The sequence below is a fragment of the Anaerostipes sp. CAG:276 genome, assembly GCF_000432215.1.
Lineage (GTDB): Bacteria > Bacillota > Clostridia > Lachnospirales > Lachnospiraceae > Anaerostipes > Anaerostipes caccae.
This window is the reverse complement of sequence record NZ_FR889197.1, coordinates 114,089-129,896: the sequence shown is the minus strand read 5'-3', so window position 1 is coordinate 129,896 and position 15,808 is coordinate 114,089. Positions and strand designations below refer to the sequence as shown.

The 15,808-nt window shown below is 43.8% G+C and carries 16 protein-coding genes; 13 read left to right on the top strand and 3 right to left on the bottom strand.

Annotated features, from left to right (window positions below; genetic code table 11):
• The coding region (locus QVP35_RS11230; RefSeq protein WP_288187878.1) for a Gfo/Idh/MocA family protein at positions 1 to 859 on the top strand (859 nt) is incomplete at its 5' end.
• Positions 860 to 882: 23 nt separating this feature from the next.
• A complete protein-coding gene (locus QVP35_RS11225; protein WP_009288924.1) occupies positions 883 to 1,641 on the top strand; it encodes a DeoR/GlpR family DNA-binding transcription regulator in 759 nt (252 codons plus the stop codon).
• Here QVP35_RS11225 and QVP35_RS11220 read toward each other — a convergent pair.
• Positions 1,631 to 2,539: a PfkB family carbohydrate kinase gene (locus tag QVP35_RS11220; protein WP_009288923.1), complete on the bottom strand. Its 909-nt coding sequence runs from the start codon at positions 2,537 to 2,539 to the stop codon at positions 1,631 to 1,633. The genes QVP35_RS11225 and QVP35_RS11220 overlap by 11 nt on opposite strands.
• A 66-nt stretch (positions 2,540 to 2,605) precedes the next feature.
• On the opposite strand from QVP35_RS11220, the gene QVP35_RS11215 reads away from it, so the two are divergent.
• The 7 genes from QVP35_RS11215 to QVP35_RS11185 all read left to right on the top strand — a co-directional run bounded on the left by QVP35_RS11215 (position 2,606) and on the right by QVP35_RS11185 (position 9,839).
• The gene (locus QVP35_RS11215) at positions 2,606 to 3,568 is read left to right on the top strand and encodes a D-2-hydroxyacid dehydrogenase (protein ID WP_022261161.1); all 963 of its coding nucleotides are present in this window, start codon (positions 2,606 to 2,608) and stop codon (positions 3,566 to 3,568) included.
• A gap of 78 nt (positions 3,569 to 3,646) precedes the next feature.
• Positions 3,647 to 5,599 (top strand): [FeFe] hydrogenase, group A, encoded by a 1,953-nt coding sequence (locus QVP35_RS11210; protein ID WP_022261160.1) that lies wholly within the window; start codon positions 3,647 to 3,649, stop codon positions 5,597 to 5,599.
• A gap of 15 nt (positions 5,600 to 5,614) precedes the next feature.
• A complete protein-coding gene (locus QVP35_RS11205) occupies positions 5,615 to 6,364 on the top strand; it encodes a class I SAM-dependent methyltransferase (protein WP_009288920.1) in 750 nt (249 codons plus the stop codon).
• A gap of 233 nt (positions 6,365 to 6,597) precedes the next feature.
• Positions 6,598 to 7,095: a hypothetical protein gene (locus QVP35_RS11200; RefSeq protein ID WP_227052088.1), complete on the top strand. Its 498-nt coding sequence runs from the start codon at positions 6,598 to 6,600 to the stop codon at positions 7,093 to 7,095.
• A gap of 473 nt (positions 7,096 to 7,568) precedes the next feature.
• The gene (locus tag QVP35_RS11195; RefSeq protein WP_022261157.1) at positions 7,569 to 8,555 is read left to right on the top strand and encodes a bile acid:sodium symporter family protein; all 987 of its coding nucleotides are present in this window, start codon (positions 7,569 to 7,571) and stop codon (positions 8,553 to 8,555) included.
• Positions 8,556 to 8,737: 182 nt separating this feature from the next.
• On the top strand, positions 8,738 to 9,340 hold the full coding sequence (locus QVP35_RS11190; protein ID WP_009288916.1) for an RNA polymerase sigma factor: 603 nt from the start codon (positions 8,738 to 8,740) through the stop codon (positions 9,338 to 9,340).
• A complete protein-coding gene (locus QVP35_RS11185) occupies positions 9,276 to 9,839 on the top strand; it encodes an InlB B-repeat-containing protein (RefSeq protein WP_225103664.1) in 564 nt (187 codons plus the stop codon). Before QVP35_RS11190 ends, QVP35_RS11185 begins: the two co-directional genes overlap by 65 nt.
• Positions 9,840 to 9,886: 47 nt before the next feature.
• Here the strand turns inward: QVP35_RS11185 and QVP35_RS11180 are convergent, their stop codons facing one another.
• Positions 9,887 to 10,435: a flavodoxin domain-containing protein gene (locus tag QVP35_RS11180; RefSeq protein WP_009288914.1), complete on the bottom strand. Its 549-nt coding sequence runs from the start codon at positions 10,433 to 10,435 to the stop codon at positions 9,887 to 9,889.
• Positions 10,432 to 10,875, bottom strand: coding sequence for a MarR family winged helix-turn-helix transcriptional regulator (locus QVP35_RS11175; protein WP_009288913.1), 444 nt, complete (start codon positions 10,873 to 10,875; stop codon positions 10,432 to 10,434). Before QVP35_RS11175 ends, QVP35_RS11180 begins: the two co-directional genes overlap by 4 nt.
• 140 nt (positions 10,876 to 11,015) lie before the next feature.
• Between QVP35_RS11175 and QVP35_RS11170 the strand changes: the two genes are divergently transcribed.
• The 4 genes from QVP35_RS11170 (at position 11,016) to QVP35_RS11155 (ending at position 15,802) form a co-directional block, all read left to right on the top strand.
• Positions 11,016 to 12,005 carry a LacI family DNA-binding transcriptional regulator gene (locus QVP35_RS11170; RefSeq protein ID WP_022261155.1) on the top strand — a complete coding sequence of 330 codons (990 nt, stop codon included), beginning with the start codon at positions 11,016 to 11,018 and terminating at the stop codon, positions 12,003 to 12,005.
• Between the two features lie 127 nt (positions 12,006 to 12,132).
• Entirely contained in the window at positions 12,133 to 12,687 is a 555-nt protein-coding gene (locus tag QVP35_RS11165) for a sigma-70 family RNA polymerase sigma factor (protein ID WP_009288911.1), read from the top strand.
• The gene (locus QVP35_RS11160) at positions 12,684 to 13,718 is read left to right on the top strand and encodes a hypothetical protein (protein ID WP_006566005.1); all 1,035 of its coding nucleotides are present in this window, start codon (positions 12,684 to 12,686) and stop codon (positions 13,716 to 13,718) included. The genes QVP35_RS11165 and QVP35_RS11160 overlap by 4 nt, the downstream gene beginning before the upstream one ends.
• Before the next feature lie 170 nt (positions 13,719 to 13,888).
• Entirely contained in the window at positions 13,889 to 15,802 is a 1,914-nt protein-coding gene (locus tag QVP35_RS11155) for a sucrose-specific PTS transporter subunit IIBC (protein WP_009288910.1), read from the top strand.
• Positions 15,803 to 15,808 lie beyond the last annotated feature (6 nt).

Here is a 15,808-nt window from a genome sequence, read left to right as displayed (position 1 = left end):
ACAGTATTATACAGATTACAGAGATGTCCTGAAAAATGACGAGATCAATGCGGTCTATATTGTGACGCCCACCAAGTACCACAAAGAGATCGCAGTGGCCGCAGCTCAGGCAAAGAAGCACATTTTCTGTGAAAAGCCTATGGCTATGAACGAGGAAGAGTGTGACGAGATGATCAGGGCCGCCGATGAAAATAATGTAAAGCTGCAGATTGGATTTATGCGCCGTTTCGACGAGAGCTTCCAGGAAGCAAAACGGATGATCGCAGAAGGGGAGATCGGGGAGATTGTCTTAGTGAAATCTCATTCCAGAGGGCCTAGTAAACCAAAGGAGTGGATGTACGATATTAAAAAGAGCAACGGACCTTTGGCAGAGGTCAGCAGCCATGATATTGACACGGTCCGCTGGTTCGCGGAAAGTGAACTTGAGAGCGTTTACGCCATAGGAGGGAATTTCCGAAACAAAGAGATTGCCGAACAGTACCCGGATTTCTATGACAATGTCATCATGACCGGTGAGTTTGCCAATGGAATTCATGCCTGCGTGGAAGGCGCCCAGTATGTTCAGTATGGATATGACGCCAGGGTAGAAATTCTGGGGACAAAAGGAGTCATCTGTCTCGGAGATATCCATGAAAAGAAGATCCTTACCTGTACTCCGAATCATGAGTTAAAACGTCCGACTACAAGAAGCTGGAAGTTCTTGTTTAAAGACGCCTACTTGGCCGAGGACCGAAGCTTTATCCGCGCTATCTTAAATGATACTCCGGTAGAGTGCAGCGGCCTTGACGGAAAGATGGCAGTAAGGATCGTAAAAGCAGGAAATGAATCCATCGTAAACAAAAAGATCGTGAAATTATAAGAAGAGACTGACAGGAGGACCGTATGTTTGCAGAAGAACGAAAAGAAGAAATCATGAGGCTTTTGAAAGAAAATAAAAGGGTGAGCAGCGCCGAACTTTCTGAGCGGTTTCATGTGAGCGGAACGACGGTCCGCACCTATCTGATGGAACTGGAGAAGGCAGGGAGGCTGATCAGAACTCACGGAGGGGCACTGCTGAACGATGATATTTTGAATGTGGAAGAGTCTATCGCCGCAAGAAAACAGAAATGTCTGAGGGAAAAGCAGAAAGCCGCTGCAAAGGCCAGAAGCATGATAAAGGACGGGGATACGATTCTTCTGGACAGCGGAACGACCATGCTGGAACTTGCAAAACTCTTAAAGGATGCAAAAAACCTCACGGTCGTGACCAATGACCTGCCTTCAGCCATGGAACTTCAAAAAATGGAGGGCGTTTATCTGATCCTGATCGGAGGTCATGTGCGGACGGCATTCGAAAGCACGGTGGGCAGTATGGGCATGAAGTTTTTGGAGAATATCTCGGTTGAAAAGGCATTTATGTCATCGGACGGTGTGTCTCTGACCAAGGGTGCCACCACACCAAACATGGATCAGGCAGAGATCAAAAAGGAAATGATGGCCGCGGCAGACCAGAATTATCTCGTCTGCGATACGTCCAAGATCGGGAAGCGTACCATTTGTTCCTATGCAAAGATCGTAGACTTCGACGGTTTTATCCTGGATGAACCGCTGTCCGATGAAATGAAAGAAGCCTTTGAAAGCCATGGGACAGTTATTTATTAAAGCATCGTAAAAATGAAGAATGATCCAGAGAAGCCCCCTTTTTCTTAACGACTGCGGCAGAGACTAAGTTGGCTTTGCCGACTGCATGAGAAAGGGAAAATCCCAGTTTTCTAAGCGCCATAACAGCTCCTATGTGGGCGTCACCGGCTCCGGTGGCGTCCACTTGTTTTGCATTTCTGGACGGAAGAAATACCCCTGTTCCGTTTTCCAGACAGTATGCACCGTCTTTGCCGAGCGTGATGACGACATCCTGTCCGGTCAGCCTGGTGATGGCCCTGGCGGCATGTTCCGTATCTGTCTTACCGGTCAGCAAAAAAGATTCGGACTGGTTTAAATGTACCACAGGATGAAGTGCAAACAGGCGATACATCAGATCTTTCGGCTGTTTCTCGATCCTTGGACCGGGTGCATAATAGATCTTCATATGTGGCTGCTGTTCTAAAAACGAAACGATGTGTTCTCCGGTACTTTCTTCGATTTCCAGTCCGCAGATATAGGCTGTGTCATATTCGGAAGCATCGATCAGATCAAACCACTCTTTCTGAAACAGATATTCGGCTCCGTGGTAAGAAGCAAAAGTCCGTTCGCCTGTCTGATCGACAAAACAATAGCAGCAGCCGTTTTCAAGATCAGGGACAGGCAGGACGGAGACAATCCCGCGTTTTTCCCATTCTTCTCTGACAAAATCTCCATAGATCCCGGTTCCTGCCGGAGAAAACAGCAGGTGAGGCACCTGAAAATGCCGGATCATATCGGATACATTAAAAGCACATCCGCCGATGCACAGACGCTGATTTAAGATATGAACATCTTCACCGGGGGCAGGGAGTTTTTTGACATTCATGATCACATCGGCTACAGAGGAGCCGATGATCAAAATTTTCTTTTTCGGGTTCATATATTTTCCTCCATGTCTTATGATATAATAAAATCCCTAAAAATTAAACAGGATAGGAGAATCATTATGACAAAGAAAAAGATTTTGACCGTTGTTCCCATAAGCGATACATATAAAGAAAAACTGAAAGAAGTTTCCGAAGGGTGTGAAATCATGTATTCCATATATGAGGATGTCAGCAGAGAAATGGTGCAGGAGGCAAATATCATCATCGGAAATGTTCCTGCATGGATGATCGGCATGTCGAAGAATCTGGAACTTCTGCAGCTGAATTCTTCCGGGACTGATGCCTATATGGGCGTGAATATTTTAAATAAAAATACGATCATGACCAGTGCTACTGGTGCCTATGGAAAAGCCGTGGGGGAGCACCTGTTTGCAATGCTCATGTCCATACAGAAGAAGCTTCACGTCTACCGGGACAATCAGAATCGCTGCGACTGGTCCGATGAGGGGCAGGTGCTTTCTCTGACTGGAAATACGGTGCTGATCGCGGGACTCGGGAATATAGGTCTGTCCTTTGCCAAAATGATGAAAGGGCTGGATTCTTATGTGATCGGAATTAAGAGAAGAAAGTCAGAGTGCCCGGAGGGCGTGGATGAACTGCACACCATGGAGGAACTCGATGAGCTGCTTCCAAAGGCGGATGTGGTCGTTTCCATCCTTCCTAATACACCTGTTACGAGAGGGATATTTGGAGAAGGCCAGTTTAAGAAAATGAAAAAAAATGCAGTATTTCTCAATGCAGGCCGGGGAAATGCCGTGGATACGGAGGCACTGTGCAATGCTCTGATCAGGGGAGAGATTTATGCCGCGGGATTGGATGTGACAGATCCGGAGCCTCTGCCTCAGGAACACCGTCTGTGGAATATTAAAAATGCAGTGATCACACCTCATATTTCTGGGGATTTTCATCTTCCGCAGACATTGGATTTTATCGCAGACATTGCAGTGGAAAATGTCAGAAGATATCTGAGCGGAGAAGAATTGCTCCATGTCGTTGATTTTCAGACAGGATACTGCAAATAAACGTTGTGTTCTCCTGGGAAATAATATATAATAATAGTAATTGTTACTATTTATGATATGCTGTAAGGGGGAAAACCAATGAGTAAACATTTGTCTGTCGATGTAAGAGTACCGATCGATTCCGATAATCCGTCTATCATGAGGCATGAGGAAAAGTGCATTAAATGCGGCCAGTGTAAAAATATCTGCAAAGATTATATTTCCGTATTGGGAACTTATTCACTTGCCGAGACGAAAGACAGGGCCGTCTGTATCAACTGTGGCCAATGTGCCAATGTCTGTCCGGTTGAGAGCATCACCGAGACATATGAGTACCAGCAGGTCAGAGAGGCGGTAAAAGATCCGGAAAAGATTGTTATCGTAAGTACATCACCGTCTGTGAGGGCTGCTTTGGGTGAGGAATTCGGAACAGAAGAAGGTATGTTTGTCCAGGGCAAAATGGTGGCACTCCTCCGCGCTCTGGGGGTTGATTATGTGCTGGATACAAATTTCAGTGCAGATCTTACGATCATGGAGGAAGCAAGCGAACTGATCGAGAGGATTACGAAAGGAACAAAACCTTTGCCTCAGTTTACCAGCTGCTGTCCTGCATGGGTGAAGTTTGCAGAGATTTATTATCCGGAGCTGCTGGATCATATTTCTACGGCAAAAAGTCCCATCGGAATGCAGGGACCGACCATCAAAACCTATTTTGCGAAGCTGATGGGCATCGATCCGGAGAAGATCGTAAATGTGGCGCTGACACCGTGTACGGCGAAAAAATTTGAAATCCGCAGGGAAGAGATGAAGGACGCAGGCATTTCCTATGGCAAAGAAGATATGCGGGATATGGATCACGTCATAACAACGAGAGAAGCAGCACTGTGGGCGAAAGAAGAAGAGATCGACTTTTTCAGTTTAGAAGACTCCGATTTTGATCAGTTTATGGGAGAGGGATCAGGTGCGGGGGTGATCTTTGGCAATTCCGGAGGTGTCATGGAGGCAGCGTTAAGAACTGCATATGAGTTTATCACAAAAGAAAAAGCACCGGATATCCTTTACGACCTGAAACCTGTCCGGGGCATGGAAGGGGTAAAAGAGGCAAGCCTTGATATCGGTGATCTCACAGTCAACGTGGCCGTGGTTTACGGTACGGGAAATGCCAGAAAAATGATCGATAAGGTAAAATCTTCGGATAAGCAGTATCATTTCATCGAAGTCATGACCTGTCCCGGCGGATGTATCGGCGGCGGAGGACAGCCGAAGGATAAAGAATTTAAAGGACAGATCATTCAGGAAAAGAGGATTGAGAGCCTTTACAGGAGAGACAGCGGGATGCAGATCCGTGCAAGCCATGAAAATGAGCAGATCAAGAAGCTTTATGAAAAATTTTATGGGGAGCCGTTAAGCGAACTGGCAGAACAAATGCTGCATACCATGTATCATGACCGGAGTGAAGAGCTTGGACAGAAAACAGAAAAAGAACCTGACATAAAGAAGGATTCTGTGAAAAAATATGTGTGCAGTGTCTGCGGATATGTACATGAAGGGGAGCAGGCGCCGGAAGAATGCCCGGTTTGTCATGTGGATTCAGATAAATTTATTCTTCAGGAAGCCGAAAAGTCATGGGCTGCGGAACACGCAGTGGGAGCCGCTGAAGGAGTTTCAGAGGACATTCTTTCTGATCTGCGTGCCAATTTCGAAGGAGAATGCCGGGAAGTGGGAATGTATTTTGCCATGGCCAGAGCAGCTCACCGGGAAGGATATCCGGAAATCGGACGATACTACGAAAAAGCGGCCAGGGAAGAAGCAGATCACGCTGCTAAATTTGCGGAACTTTTAGGAGAAGCAGTAACGAATTCTACGAAGAAAAACCTGGAACTGCGTGTGGATGCAGAATATGGTGCGGCTGAAGGAAAAACAGATCTTGCGGCACGGGCCAAAGAAAAAGGTCTGGATGCCATCCACGAAACGGTCCACGAAATGGCGAGAGATGAAGCGAGGCATGGGAAGGCTTTTGAAGGGTTCTTAAAGAGATACTTTAATTCATAAAAACGCGGGGTGAATATGTTAAAAGATGTCTATGAAAAGTTTGCGAATGATTATGATGAATTTGGCAGCATTGAGGATTATTTAGGGAGTGAGAAGACATTCTTTAAAGTGTTATTTGCTGAAAACAATGTACAAACTGTTTTAGACTGTGCCTGCGGAACAGGGCAGCATTTACTTATGCTGGCTGAATTGGGTTTATCTGTTTGCGGCTCTGACTATTCTGCTGCAATGTTAAAGGCTGCCGCTGTAAATTTGGAAAAACATAGAAAGAAAATACCGCTTCATCAATGTGACTTCAGACAATTACAGGAGGCGTATACGGAAAAATTTGATGCTGTTGTATGTCTTACAACATCACTGCCTCACATGCATACAGATGAAGACTTGCTGAGAGCTCTCAGGTCAATGAAAGACAGGCTGAATACAAAGGGACTGCTTGTATTAACACAGGGAACAACACACTATACATTATCTATGCCGCCAATCGAGGTAGTTGTAAACAGAAATGATTTTTCCCGGATATTTGTGAAGGAAAACGACAGCCAATTTCAAACAGTACACGTTCTGGATTTGTTCCATTCACAAGAACGGAACGAGCAGAATCAATACGATATTAAATATAAGATTATTCTTGATGATGATTATAGACGTTTGTTGGAAGAAGCAGGATTTCATAACATTCAGATTTACGGGGACTATGATAAAAGTCCCTATGATAAACAGAGCAGACGGCTGATTGTAGTTGCTCAAACAGCAGTTAACTAAAATAGTCCATGGGGAGCCGTGCATTTATGACATATGGGTAAATGTACGGTTTCTTTATTATGTCCGAACTGGAACTTGCCCACATTGCCCTTGGTCATCGTGTTATGTTCTTTATACAGATCATGATCGGTTAAAGAAAGAGTAACAGAAGTTTGCTGCAAATTATTATTGGTTTTATAAGGTATAGTTAACCAGGAGGTAATGGTATGAACATTTGGGAAAACACGGTTTTAATGGACCAGGGAAAAGCATTACAGGCAAAACTTATGAAAGGTCAGACGCTAAAGATCATAAGGGTAACTACAGGGACAAAAAAAGTGCCTGTGGTGGATCTGAGGCAGCAGGTCAGCGTTACGGAAGGAGGATATGATATAACTCTTCAGCCGCCAAGGACAGAAGGGGACAGCACTGTCCTTCCAGTCTTATTGGAGAATAAGGGTTTGGAAAATAGCTACGAATTATGGCAGGTAGGTTTTTATGCTGATGACCCGGATGAAGGAGAAATTTTGTTTTGTCTTGCTCGGGCAGCACAGGCTAAAAATATTCCTTCACAGATGGAAAGCCCAGGCTTTTCGATTTCTTGGGATTTTTACTTTAAGACATCTAATGTAACACCTTTTGAAGTACTTTTAGATTCTAAAGGGCTGGTGAATATAGAGCAGTATCAAATTCAGACAAATATTGTTAATGAAGTAAAGAGCAAAGTTGATAACTTAAATCTCAGCAGATAAATCCAGTTTAAATGCTACAAATGTAAAGCTAAATCAAAAGGCTGATCAGACAAGCTTAAATGCTATAAATACAAATTTAAATATGCTATCTTCACAAGTAAATAATGTAAAAGGTATGAGGATGGCAGCTGGAGAGGGAACTATATCATCCGTGGGACAGGCATATAAGGTACAGCGGGTAAATTATGGTGTAACTTTTAGAAGTAATCCAGGAATTGTCGTTGGTTTAAATCAATCAGGAGCGAATAGATTTGTCTGTGTGGGAACTCATGATCCCAGCGGATTCAATGTCAACGCTTATTGTACTCAGGGTACAGCTGATGTAAAGTTTACTTGGATTGCAATAGGGTTTGTTTGATGAAATTCCAAGCGCGTCTTTCTTATAATAACAAATGTATTCCCTTTTCTTGACATAGTCGATTCATTACAATACAATATCCAATAGAATTGTATATGAAAGATGGGAGATACATATGAAAACTTTACAAAAAATCAGCAGTATGCTGTCCAGCAAAACGTCTGTCTTTGTCATCTTAGTGGCGATTGCAGCCTTCTTTGTCCCGGATGTTTTCTCCTGGGTACAGGGAAATAATCAGAGCCTTGTACTTGGAGTCATCATGTTTACGATGGGATTGACATTGACGACAGAAGACTTCAAAGTGTTGGCAAAACGTCCGCTGGATATCTTTATCGGAGCAGCGGCTCAGTACCTGATCATGCCGTTTCTGGCTTATGGGATTTCGACTATTTTAAGACTGCCCAATGAGATTGCCATCGGATTGATTCTAGTCGGTTGCTGCCCGGGAGGGGTATCATCGAATATCATGTCATACCTATGCCATGGAGATGTACCGTTTTCCGTTGGAATGACTACGGCATCCACGCTTTTGTCACCACTCATGACACCGATGATGGTACTGTTTTTGGCAGGAGCAAGGATCGAAGTCAACGCCGCTTCTATGTTCATCTCGATCGTGAAATCTGTACTGCTTCCGGTCCTGCTCGGATTTATACTAAATACCTTGTTTGGCAAAAAGGAAGCTTTCAAAGAAGCACAGCAGGTCATGCCTGGAATTTCAGTGATCGGGCTGGCATTGATCGTCGGAGGCGTTATTGCACTTCAGGGAGCGAATTTCTTTAAATCTGGTGCTGTGATCTTTATTGCAGTTTTGCTGCATAACAGTCTTGGATATGCCCTTGGCTATGGAGTCGGCAAACTGACAGGAATGAACACAGCAAAGAAACGCACAATTTCGATTGAAGTTGGAATGCAGAATGCGGGACTTGCTACAAATCTGGCAACGGCCCATTTTGCCGCGGCACCTCAGGCGGCTATGGCCAGTGCGGTATCCTGTGTATGGCACTCAATCTCAGGAACTATTTTGGCAGGAATCTATTTACAAAAAGATAATATGCAGGAAGAACAGGCCAAAAACAGGCTGGCAGCAGAAACAGAATAATTTTTTAGGGATACACCTGTATTGTATAGGTGTATCCTTATTTTTTGCATAATTTCAGACGTTTTGACAAAAATTATAAAGTAACTGGTTAATATTCGCAGTTCTATTACATTTCTTTCCTCTTGATTTTCTTATGTTTCTAATTTATAGTTAGTCCTGAAAAAGTTTAGAAGCGCAAAGAGATGAGAGAAGAAAAGTTTTATGAAGAACTCAGTCCATATGTGGAGCGGGTCAAGCAGGGTGATCAGGATACCTTTGAGTATCTTTACCAGGCTACATATGATATGACCAAATGGTTTGTGCTGAATTTTTGTAAGGATAAAAATGAGGCAGAAGACATCATACAGGAAATATACCTGGATGTTTACCGTTATCTGCCGGATTTGAAAAATAATCTAGCATTTTGTGTGTGGCAGAGAAAAATTTCATACCGCTGCTGTATCAGAGTTTCCAAACAGAAGAAGGATGTTGTCGTTGGAGACAGTGTCATTGAAACAATCGATCATATGGCGGAGAAGGACAGTGAGCCGCAGGAAGCTGTTCTGAAGGATGAAAAAAATCAGCTGCTGTTTCAGTGCATTTCAAATCTGCCGATAAAACAAAAGGCCGCAGTGATCATGAGTGGCCTCTGGCAGATGAAAATGAGAGAAATTGCGGAAGTCATGGATTGTGACATTAATGCGGTGAAAAATCTCTTGTATCATGGAAAGAGAATTTTCTATGTCAGACGGCACATCGGTAACGGTCAAAGTGACACTGACAGGAGAACACAAGGTAGTGTTTGACCCTAGCGGAGGAGATCATAAACCGGAAGACCAGCTGGTTACCGGGGGAGAAAAGATTGAGAGACCGTCAGATCCGAAAAGAGACGGATACACGTTTGAAGGATGGTATTACACTGATGAGAATGGAAAGGAACAGAAATGGGATTTTAATGATTCATTGAATCAGGGGATAGAATTAAAAGCAAAATGGACAAAGGAGAGGGAAACATCTAAGAGTACAGAACAGACAAAGGACCCCAAAAAAGAACCCCCGGCATCAGACAAAAAGCAGGCATCCAAAAAGAAGCCATCTAAGAAAAAGTCAGATAAAAAAACAGAGACGCTCCCTGAATGGGGACAATATCAAATCAAAGGAAATGGCAGCGGAGCTGGAAACCAAAACGGAGAATTATCTGAAACTTCTGACATAAAAAAACCATTTGTAATCTTAATTTTACTGATAGCCAGCGGAAGCATCAGTGCCGGTCTGCTGTTCAGAAATTATAATAGAAGAAAGTAAAACAGAAAAGACTCTCTTTTGCTTAAGAGGGTCTTTTCTTGAGATTGCTAGATATACTGTCTGACATCCTGTACCAGAGGAAGGATGCTGTCCCGGTCGGTAAAGTCTACGTGTTTTCCATAAGTTTCAAGAATTCCCTGGTCCTCCTCTGTTAGGTCCTCCGGTTTTTTCTTGGAGAGCATTTTTTTCATCATCCACATCATAACCCGGTGTTTTTTGCTGAACCGGGAATAATCCATCCAGCCTCTGAGGTGATAGAAGGAAATCTGTTGTTTCAATTCACCGGGGAAAACTGAATCTAGATTTTTTAAAATGTGTTCTACATTTTCCGGCAGCGCAGGATCGGCAATTCCGCAAGTGAATACAAACACTTTTTTCTTTTGTATAAATTCAGGATGGCGGGAAATCAGGGAAATACCGGTGACTCCTCCGGCATAAAGGCCGCCGCCGTAAATGATAACGTTATAGGGTTCCAGGACAGAAAGATCCAGGTTTTTATTTTCATACAGATCGGCAGACAAGGAGTCGGCGATCCACTGTGCGTATTGTTTTGTGGACCCGTAAACGGACCCGTAGACAACTGCGGTTTTCTTCATATATTACATTCCTCCATGTTTTTCATCATAGTATTCAGGGTTTCCAGTGCGGTCTTCAGCTGTGTCTCTGAGATATCCTTGTATAAAAGATCCATAAAAGCTTCTTCCTTTAAGGCATACGCAGACTGCAGTGATTCGGCTTTTCTGCCAAGGCGCACCCGGCTTTTGCGGCGGTCATCCGGGTCAGTTTCTATTTCCGCATAACCTTTCTGCTGAAGTTTTAAAGCGATCTGCTTTACATTTTGGTGGGAACTGCCCATAAGGGAGGAAAGTTCATTGAAAGTTGGGGCATACTCAAAGGTATTGAGAGCAGCCAGAAGAAACCATTGTTTTGACGTGATCCCTTCATAGAAGCGGTCTCCGATTGACTGGAGCCGGTTACTGGTCATAAATAATGCAGCAAACAGCAGGTGTCTGCTGTCGTAATCTTCTAATTTCATGGTCGAAATACCTCCTATATGTAATATATTACATAAATTATGAAATGTCAAAGAAAATAGAAAGAAACCGGATTCCGGTTGCACAATCCGGGAAATCATCTTACAATAAAATCAAGTATGAGAGAAAGGCAGGATACACAATGCCAAAAAAAATAACAATGGCTGATGTGGCAGAGATGGCGGGAGTGACAAAAAGCACGGTTTCCCGTTATTTTAATGGGGGATATGTCAAAAAGGCTACGAGGGAAAAGATTCAGAAAGTAATCGAAGAATATAATTATGCACCGAATACATTTGCAAGGTTAAAGGCAAAGGAAAGCAATGTGATCGGGGTCGTAGTGCCTACGCTGAATTCCAAGGTTACCAGCCGTGTCATCACAAGCATTGACCGGTATTTAAGGGACAGGAATTATACAACACTGATCAAAAACTCAGATCATGATATTGATCTGGAGCTTTTAAATATACAAAAGCTGATTCATCTGAATGTGGATGGGATTTTGATCAGTTCTATCGCAGTCACAGAGGATCACCGCGATATTTTTGAGCAGACACAGATACCCATTGTTGTCCTGGCTCAGGATTATGAGGACGGGATTTCTATCATCGATGATGATTACAATGCTGGAAAATGTGTGGGAGAATATATCGGGAAAACAGGTCATAAGAACGTTGGATATATTGGTGTTTATGAGACCGATGAGGCCGTAGGTATCCGAAGGCGTCAGGGAGTTCTGGACGGACTTGCGGCATTTGGAATTCATGATCCGCTGATAAAAAAGAGTGATTACAGTTTTCTCGGAGGACAGAAAAATACGAGAGAGATCCTGGAGAAAATGAAGCCGGACGCTATTGTGTGCGCCACTGACCGTCTGGCGTTTGGAGCCTATAAAGTTTTGCAGGAGAAAGGGCTTCGCATCCCGGAAGATATTTCGGTGGTGGGATTTGGCGGATATGACGAGAGCAGTCTTTTAACGCCGGAGCTTACGACACTGAAATTTGATTCCTATGGAATGGGATATCTCGGGGCGGAGACGATTCTCAAGATGATAAAAGAAGAACCGGTATCCAAGAAACAAATCGTAGAGTATAAATTTATAGAAGGTAAGAGCGTAAAAAATCGAACATAGGACTGCAAAAAGGCCATAAGATCCGGATTAAGCTGGATTTTATGACTTTTTTTCTGTCAGAAATGTCTGTCTGTATACGAAATATAGAGTGAAGGCGGGAACTGTTCAGGGGACAGGAGACAAAGTTATGAAAGCAACGGAGAAAAATTTTATAAATCTGATCAGGAAAAGGAGGGAGGAAGGGCTGCTCTATGCCGTGGAAACCTACGGATGGGTCATTCAGTCTGTGGTTAGGAAGCATTTGTTTTTGCTGCCGGATCTGCAGCAGGAGTGTATGAATGATGTTTTGATAGCAGTCTGGCAGCACATCGGTGATTTTGATCCGAATACAGGCAGTTTTCAAAACTGGGCAGCGGGAATTGCCAGATTTAAGGCAATCGATTGTAAACGGAACTATTTGAGACGGAGCAGAAAATATGTGGATATAGAAGGCCAGTTCATTGAAGATGAACATGCCGGAAGACAGATGCTGAAGGTAGAATTGGACCAAGAAATAAAAGAATTATTTGAACAGCTGTCCCAGCCGGAGCGTGAAATTTTTCAGAAGCATTTTATTGAGGAAGCCACCATCGAAGAGATATCAGCGGAAATGGGATTAAATGAAAGTACGATCTATCAGAGAATATCAAGAGGAAGAAAAAAGCTCAGAAAACATAAAGAGATCAGGGAGGCAGGACAATGAATATATATCGCATCTTAAATAAGATAAAAACAAAGATTCCGGAGAGCGAGAGAGATCTGGAAGATCAGGAAATGACAGACCAAATGAAGACGATGGCAAGAAAGATTGCAGGGAAACAGAAACGGCGGCAGGCTTTTTTTAAGAAGGCAGCGGCAGCGGCTATTGTTGTGATTATTGGAGGAGGAACTGCCGTGGCAGCTTCCGGAGGCTGGGGAAATCTGATACCCAAATTATTTAACAGCACGCTTATCGGAAAAGGCACAGAGACGGATCTGGAGGAGTACAGCGGAAGTGACAAAGTAATGGCAGAGGCTGAAAGTAAAAATATTAAAGTGAAAGTGGTACAGTCGGCAGCCTCCAAAGGTATGATTTATATACTGCTGAAAACAGAACTTCCGGAAAACCAGACATTTAAGGAAGATCAGATTTTCAAATACAGTCTTTTAAAGACCGGAGCAAAAGATGACCCAAAGAAGAAAGAAATGACAGGGATGAACGCGGACCGGCTGCTGCTGGTACAGAAAAAAGAGAATATCGGATGGTTTATATTACAGGCAGAGAGATCTGGTCATGATTTTAAAAATCAGAAGATCATGTTGTCACTGGAGGGATTTACATCTACCCATACAACGGCAGAAGATTTGATTTTTGAGAATCCCAAAGGCTCATGGAAGCTGACCTGGAAAGTGGAAAACAGCAAAATGGAAACGGCAGAGGTTCATGTGGATAAAGAATATCATTTCCAAAACGGAAAGGAAATCATAAAGAAGATAGAGATTACTCCATTTTATTTCAGGGTTTATCATGGCAAAAAGGGCAGTTCGGAGGATAATTCCAATTTACCGGAATGTTCTTTAAGGATCAAGGATGGAACGGTCAAAAAGCTTCACTGGTCTTACAGTCAGGGGGCTGACAGGTCGGCAAACGGATATGCTTTTCATCAAAGTGATTTTACAGAGCTGATAAATCCTGACAACGTAGAGGCGGTCATTATAGGAGGCAATGAAATATCGGTTTCAAAAAATAAATAATCGATTAATAGATTAAGACTTTGTAGAAGACTCCCAAACAGGAGTCTTCTATTTTGTGCAATTTTTTATGGAACCGATACCAGAAAAGTGTTGACGTAGAGAAAGAATCGTCCTATAATACAAATATGGAACCGATACCATAAATATCGTAAGGAGGATAAGAGAAAACTATGGATTATGCAAAGATTGCAAGCCAGGTCATCGCTAACGTAGGCGGAAAAGAGAATATCAAATCTGTGGCGCACTGTGCGACCAGGCTGCGTTTTCAGCTGAAGAATAATGATTTGAGAAATGAAGAGGCCATCAGTGACCTGGATGGGGTAAAAGGTGTCTTTTTAACCCAGTCACAGTTCCAGATTATTTTTGGATCAGGACTCGTAAATCTGATCTGTGACGAAGTACAGAAACAGATCGGGGATGTTTCCTCAGCCGCAGGGGAAGAGGAGAAAGAAGAAAAGCAGGGCTCTGTTGTACAGCGTTTTGTAAAGATGCTGAGTGATATTTTTGTCCCGATTATCCCGGCCATTGTGGCAGGCGGTCTTCTGATGGGATTTAATAATATTCTGACGGCGGGATTATTCGACGGCAGATCGATCATTGAATTATATCCCCAGTGGAAGGGGTTGACTCAGGCGGTCAATACATTCGCCAACGCACCGTTTACCTTTCTGCCGGTACTGATCGGATTCAGCGCCACGAAGAAGTTTGGAGGCAATCCGTTTTTAGGTGCGGCCATGGGTATGATCATGGTTCACCCGGATCTTTTAAATGCGTATCAGATCGGCATCGGGCAGGCACCGGTGTGGGATATCTTCGGATTCAACATTCAGGCGATCGGTTATCAGGGAACAGTACTTCCTGTACTGGCAATTTCCTGGATTCTGGCTCAGATTGAAAAAAGGCTTCACAAAGTAACACCTACCTGGCTTGACAATCTTACGACACCATTGCTTTCTATCATTATAACTGCATTTTTAACATTCATCTGTGTGGGACCGGTATTAAGAGAAGCAGGCAACTTATTAGCAGACGGCATCACATGGGTTTACAATACTCTCGGCGCTGTGGGAGGCGGACTCTTTGGCCTTGTATACGCACCGATCACGATGACAGGGCTTCACCACAGCTTTATTGCCATCGAAACTCAGCTTCTGGCCGCAAAGGCAGTGACCGGAGGAAGCTTCATCTTTACAACGGCAAGTATGAACAATGTTGCACAGGGAGCGGCAGTTTTAGCAGTCCTCTTCCTCACAAAAGACCAGAAACAGAAGTCTATCTGTTCTGCATCCGGAGTCTCCGCATTATTGGGAATTACGGAGCCGGCGATGTTTGGCGTGACACTGAAATTGAAATATCCTTTCTACGCGGCGATCATTGGTTCCGCAGTGGGAAGTGCATACGCAGCAGCTACCAAAACACTGGCACAGGCATTGGGAGCAGCGGGACTTCCCGGATTTATCTCCATGAAACCGGATCATTTTCTTCACTTTGGAATCGGATTGATCCTCTCCATGGTGATTTCAGCGGGGCTCACCGTTGTGTTCTGGAAAAAGTACAACCTTGGCGGAAATGAAAAAACAAGAAAGCCGGTACAGTCTTCTGAGGAAACAGCAGAAATTCCGGAACAGGCAGAAACAGCGGAAACAGTGCTTTACTCCCCGATGAATGGGGAAGTGCTTCCCATCACGGAGTCCGAAGATGAAGCATTCGCATCGAAAGCCATGGGAGACGGCGTGGCCGTCAATCCTTCTGAGGGCACAGTGTATGCGCCGTGTGACGGTACGATAACGATGATCTTTCCGACAAAACATGCGATTGCGATTCAGGCAGAAACGGGAAAGAGTTTTCTGATTCATGCGGGAATTGACACCGTAAAGATGGAAGGGGAAGGCTTTGAGACGTTCGCAGAAGCCGGAACGAAGGTAAAACAGGGAGATAAGATCCTTACGTTTGATATAGATCTCGTGAAAGAAAAGGGTTACAGTCCTCAGACTATGATGATGCTGGCAGAGGGAGACGGACAGGTGGAAGTCATTCCAAAGACGGATGCAGATACGAAAACACAGGTTATGATCGTTAGATAAGAGGGA

Bases quoted from the DNA above. Each gene is read 5' to 3' on its own strand.
- QVP35_RS11220 (WP_009288923.1), bottom strand. From the start codon at position 2,539: ATGAACCCGAAAAAGAAAATTTTGATCATCGGCTCCTCTGTAGCCGAT.
- QVP35_RS11175 (WP_009288913.1), bottom strand. From the start codon at position 10,875: ATGAAATTAGAAGATTACGACAGCAGACACCTGCTGTTTGCTGCATTA.
- QVP35_RS11205 (WP_009288920.1), top strand. From the start codon at position 5,615: ATGTTAAAAGATGTCTATGAAAAGTTTGCGAATGATTATGATGAATTT.
- QVP35_RS11190 (WP_009288916.1), top strand. From the start codon at position 8,738: ATGAGAGAAGAAAAGTTTTATGAAGAACTCAGTCCATATGTGGAGCGG.
- QVP35_RS11170 (WP_022261155.1), top strand. From the start codon at position 11,016: ATGCCAAAAAAAATAACAATGGCTGATGTGGCAGAGATGGCGGGAGTG.
- QVP35_RS11165 (WP_009288911.1), top strand. From the start codon at position 12,133: ATGAAAGCAACGGAGAAAAATTTTATAAATCTGATCAGGAAAAGGAGG.
- QVP35_RS11185 (WP_225103664.1), top strand. From the start codon at position 9,276: ATGTCAGACGGCACATCGGTAACGGTCAAAGTGACACTGACAGGAGAA.
- QVP35_RS11180 (WP_009288914.1), bottom strand. From the start codon at position 10,435: ATGAAGAAAACCGCAGTTGTCTACGGGTCCGTTTACGGGTCCACAAAA.
- QVP35_RS11195 (WP_022261157.1), top strand. From the start codon at position 7,569: ATGAAAACTTTACAAAAAATCAGCAGTATGCTGTCCAGCAAAACGTCT.
- QVP35_RS11160 (WP_006566005.1), top strand. From the start codon at position 12,684: ATGAATATATATCGCATCTTAAATAAGATAAAAACAAAGATTCCGGAG.
- QVP35_RS11215 (WP_022261161.1), top strand. From the start codon at position 2,606: ATGACAAAGAAAAAGATTTTGACCGTTGTTCCCATAAGCGATACATAT.
- QVP35_RS11155 (WP_009288910.1), top strand. From the start codon at position 13,889: ATGGATTATGCAAAGATTGCAAGCCAGGTCATCGCTAACGTAGGCGGA.
- QVP35_RS11225 (WP_009288924.1), top strand. From the start codon at position 883: ATGTTTGCAGAAGAACGAAAAGAAGAAATCATGAGGCTTTTGAAAGAA.
- QVP35_RS11210 (WP_022261160.1), top strand. From the start codon at position 3,647: ATGAGTAAACATTTGTCTGTCGATGTAAGAGTACCGATCGATTCCGAT.
- QVP35_RS11200 (WP_227052088.1), top strand. From the start codon at position 6,598: ATGGACCAGGGAAAAGCATTACAGGCAAAACTTATGAAAGGTCAGACG.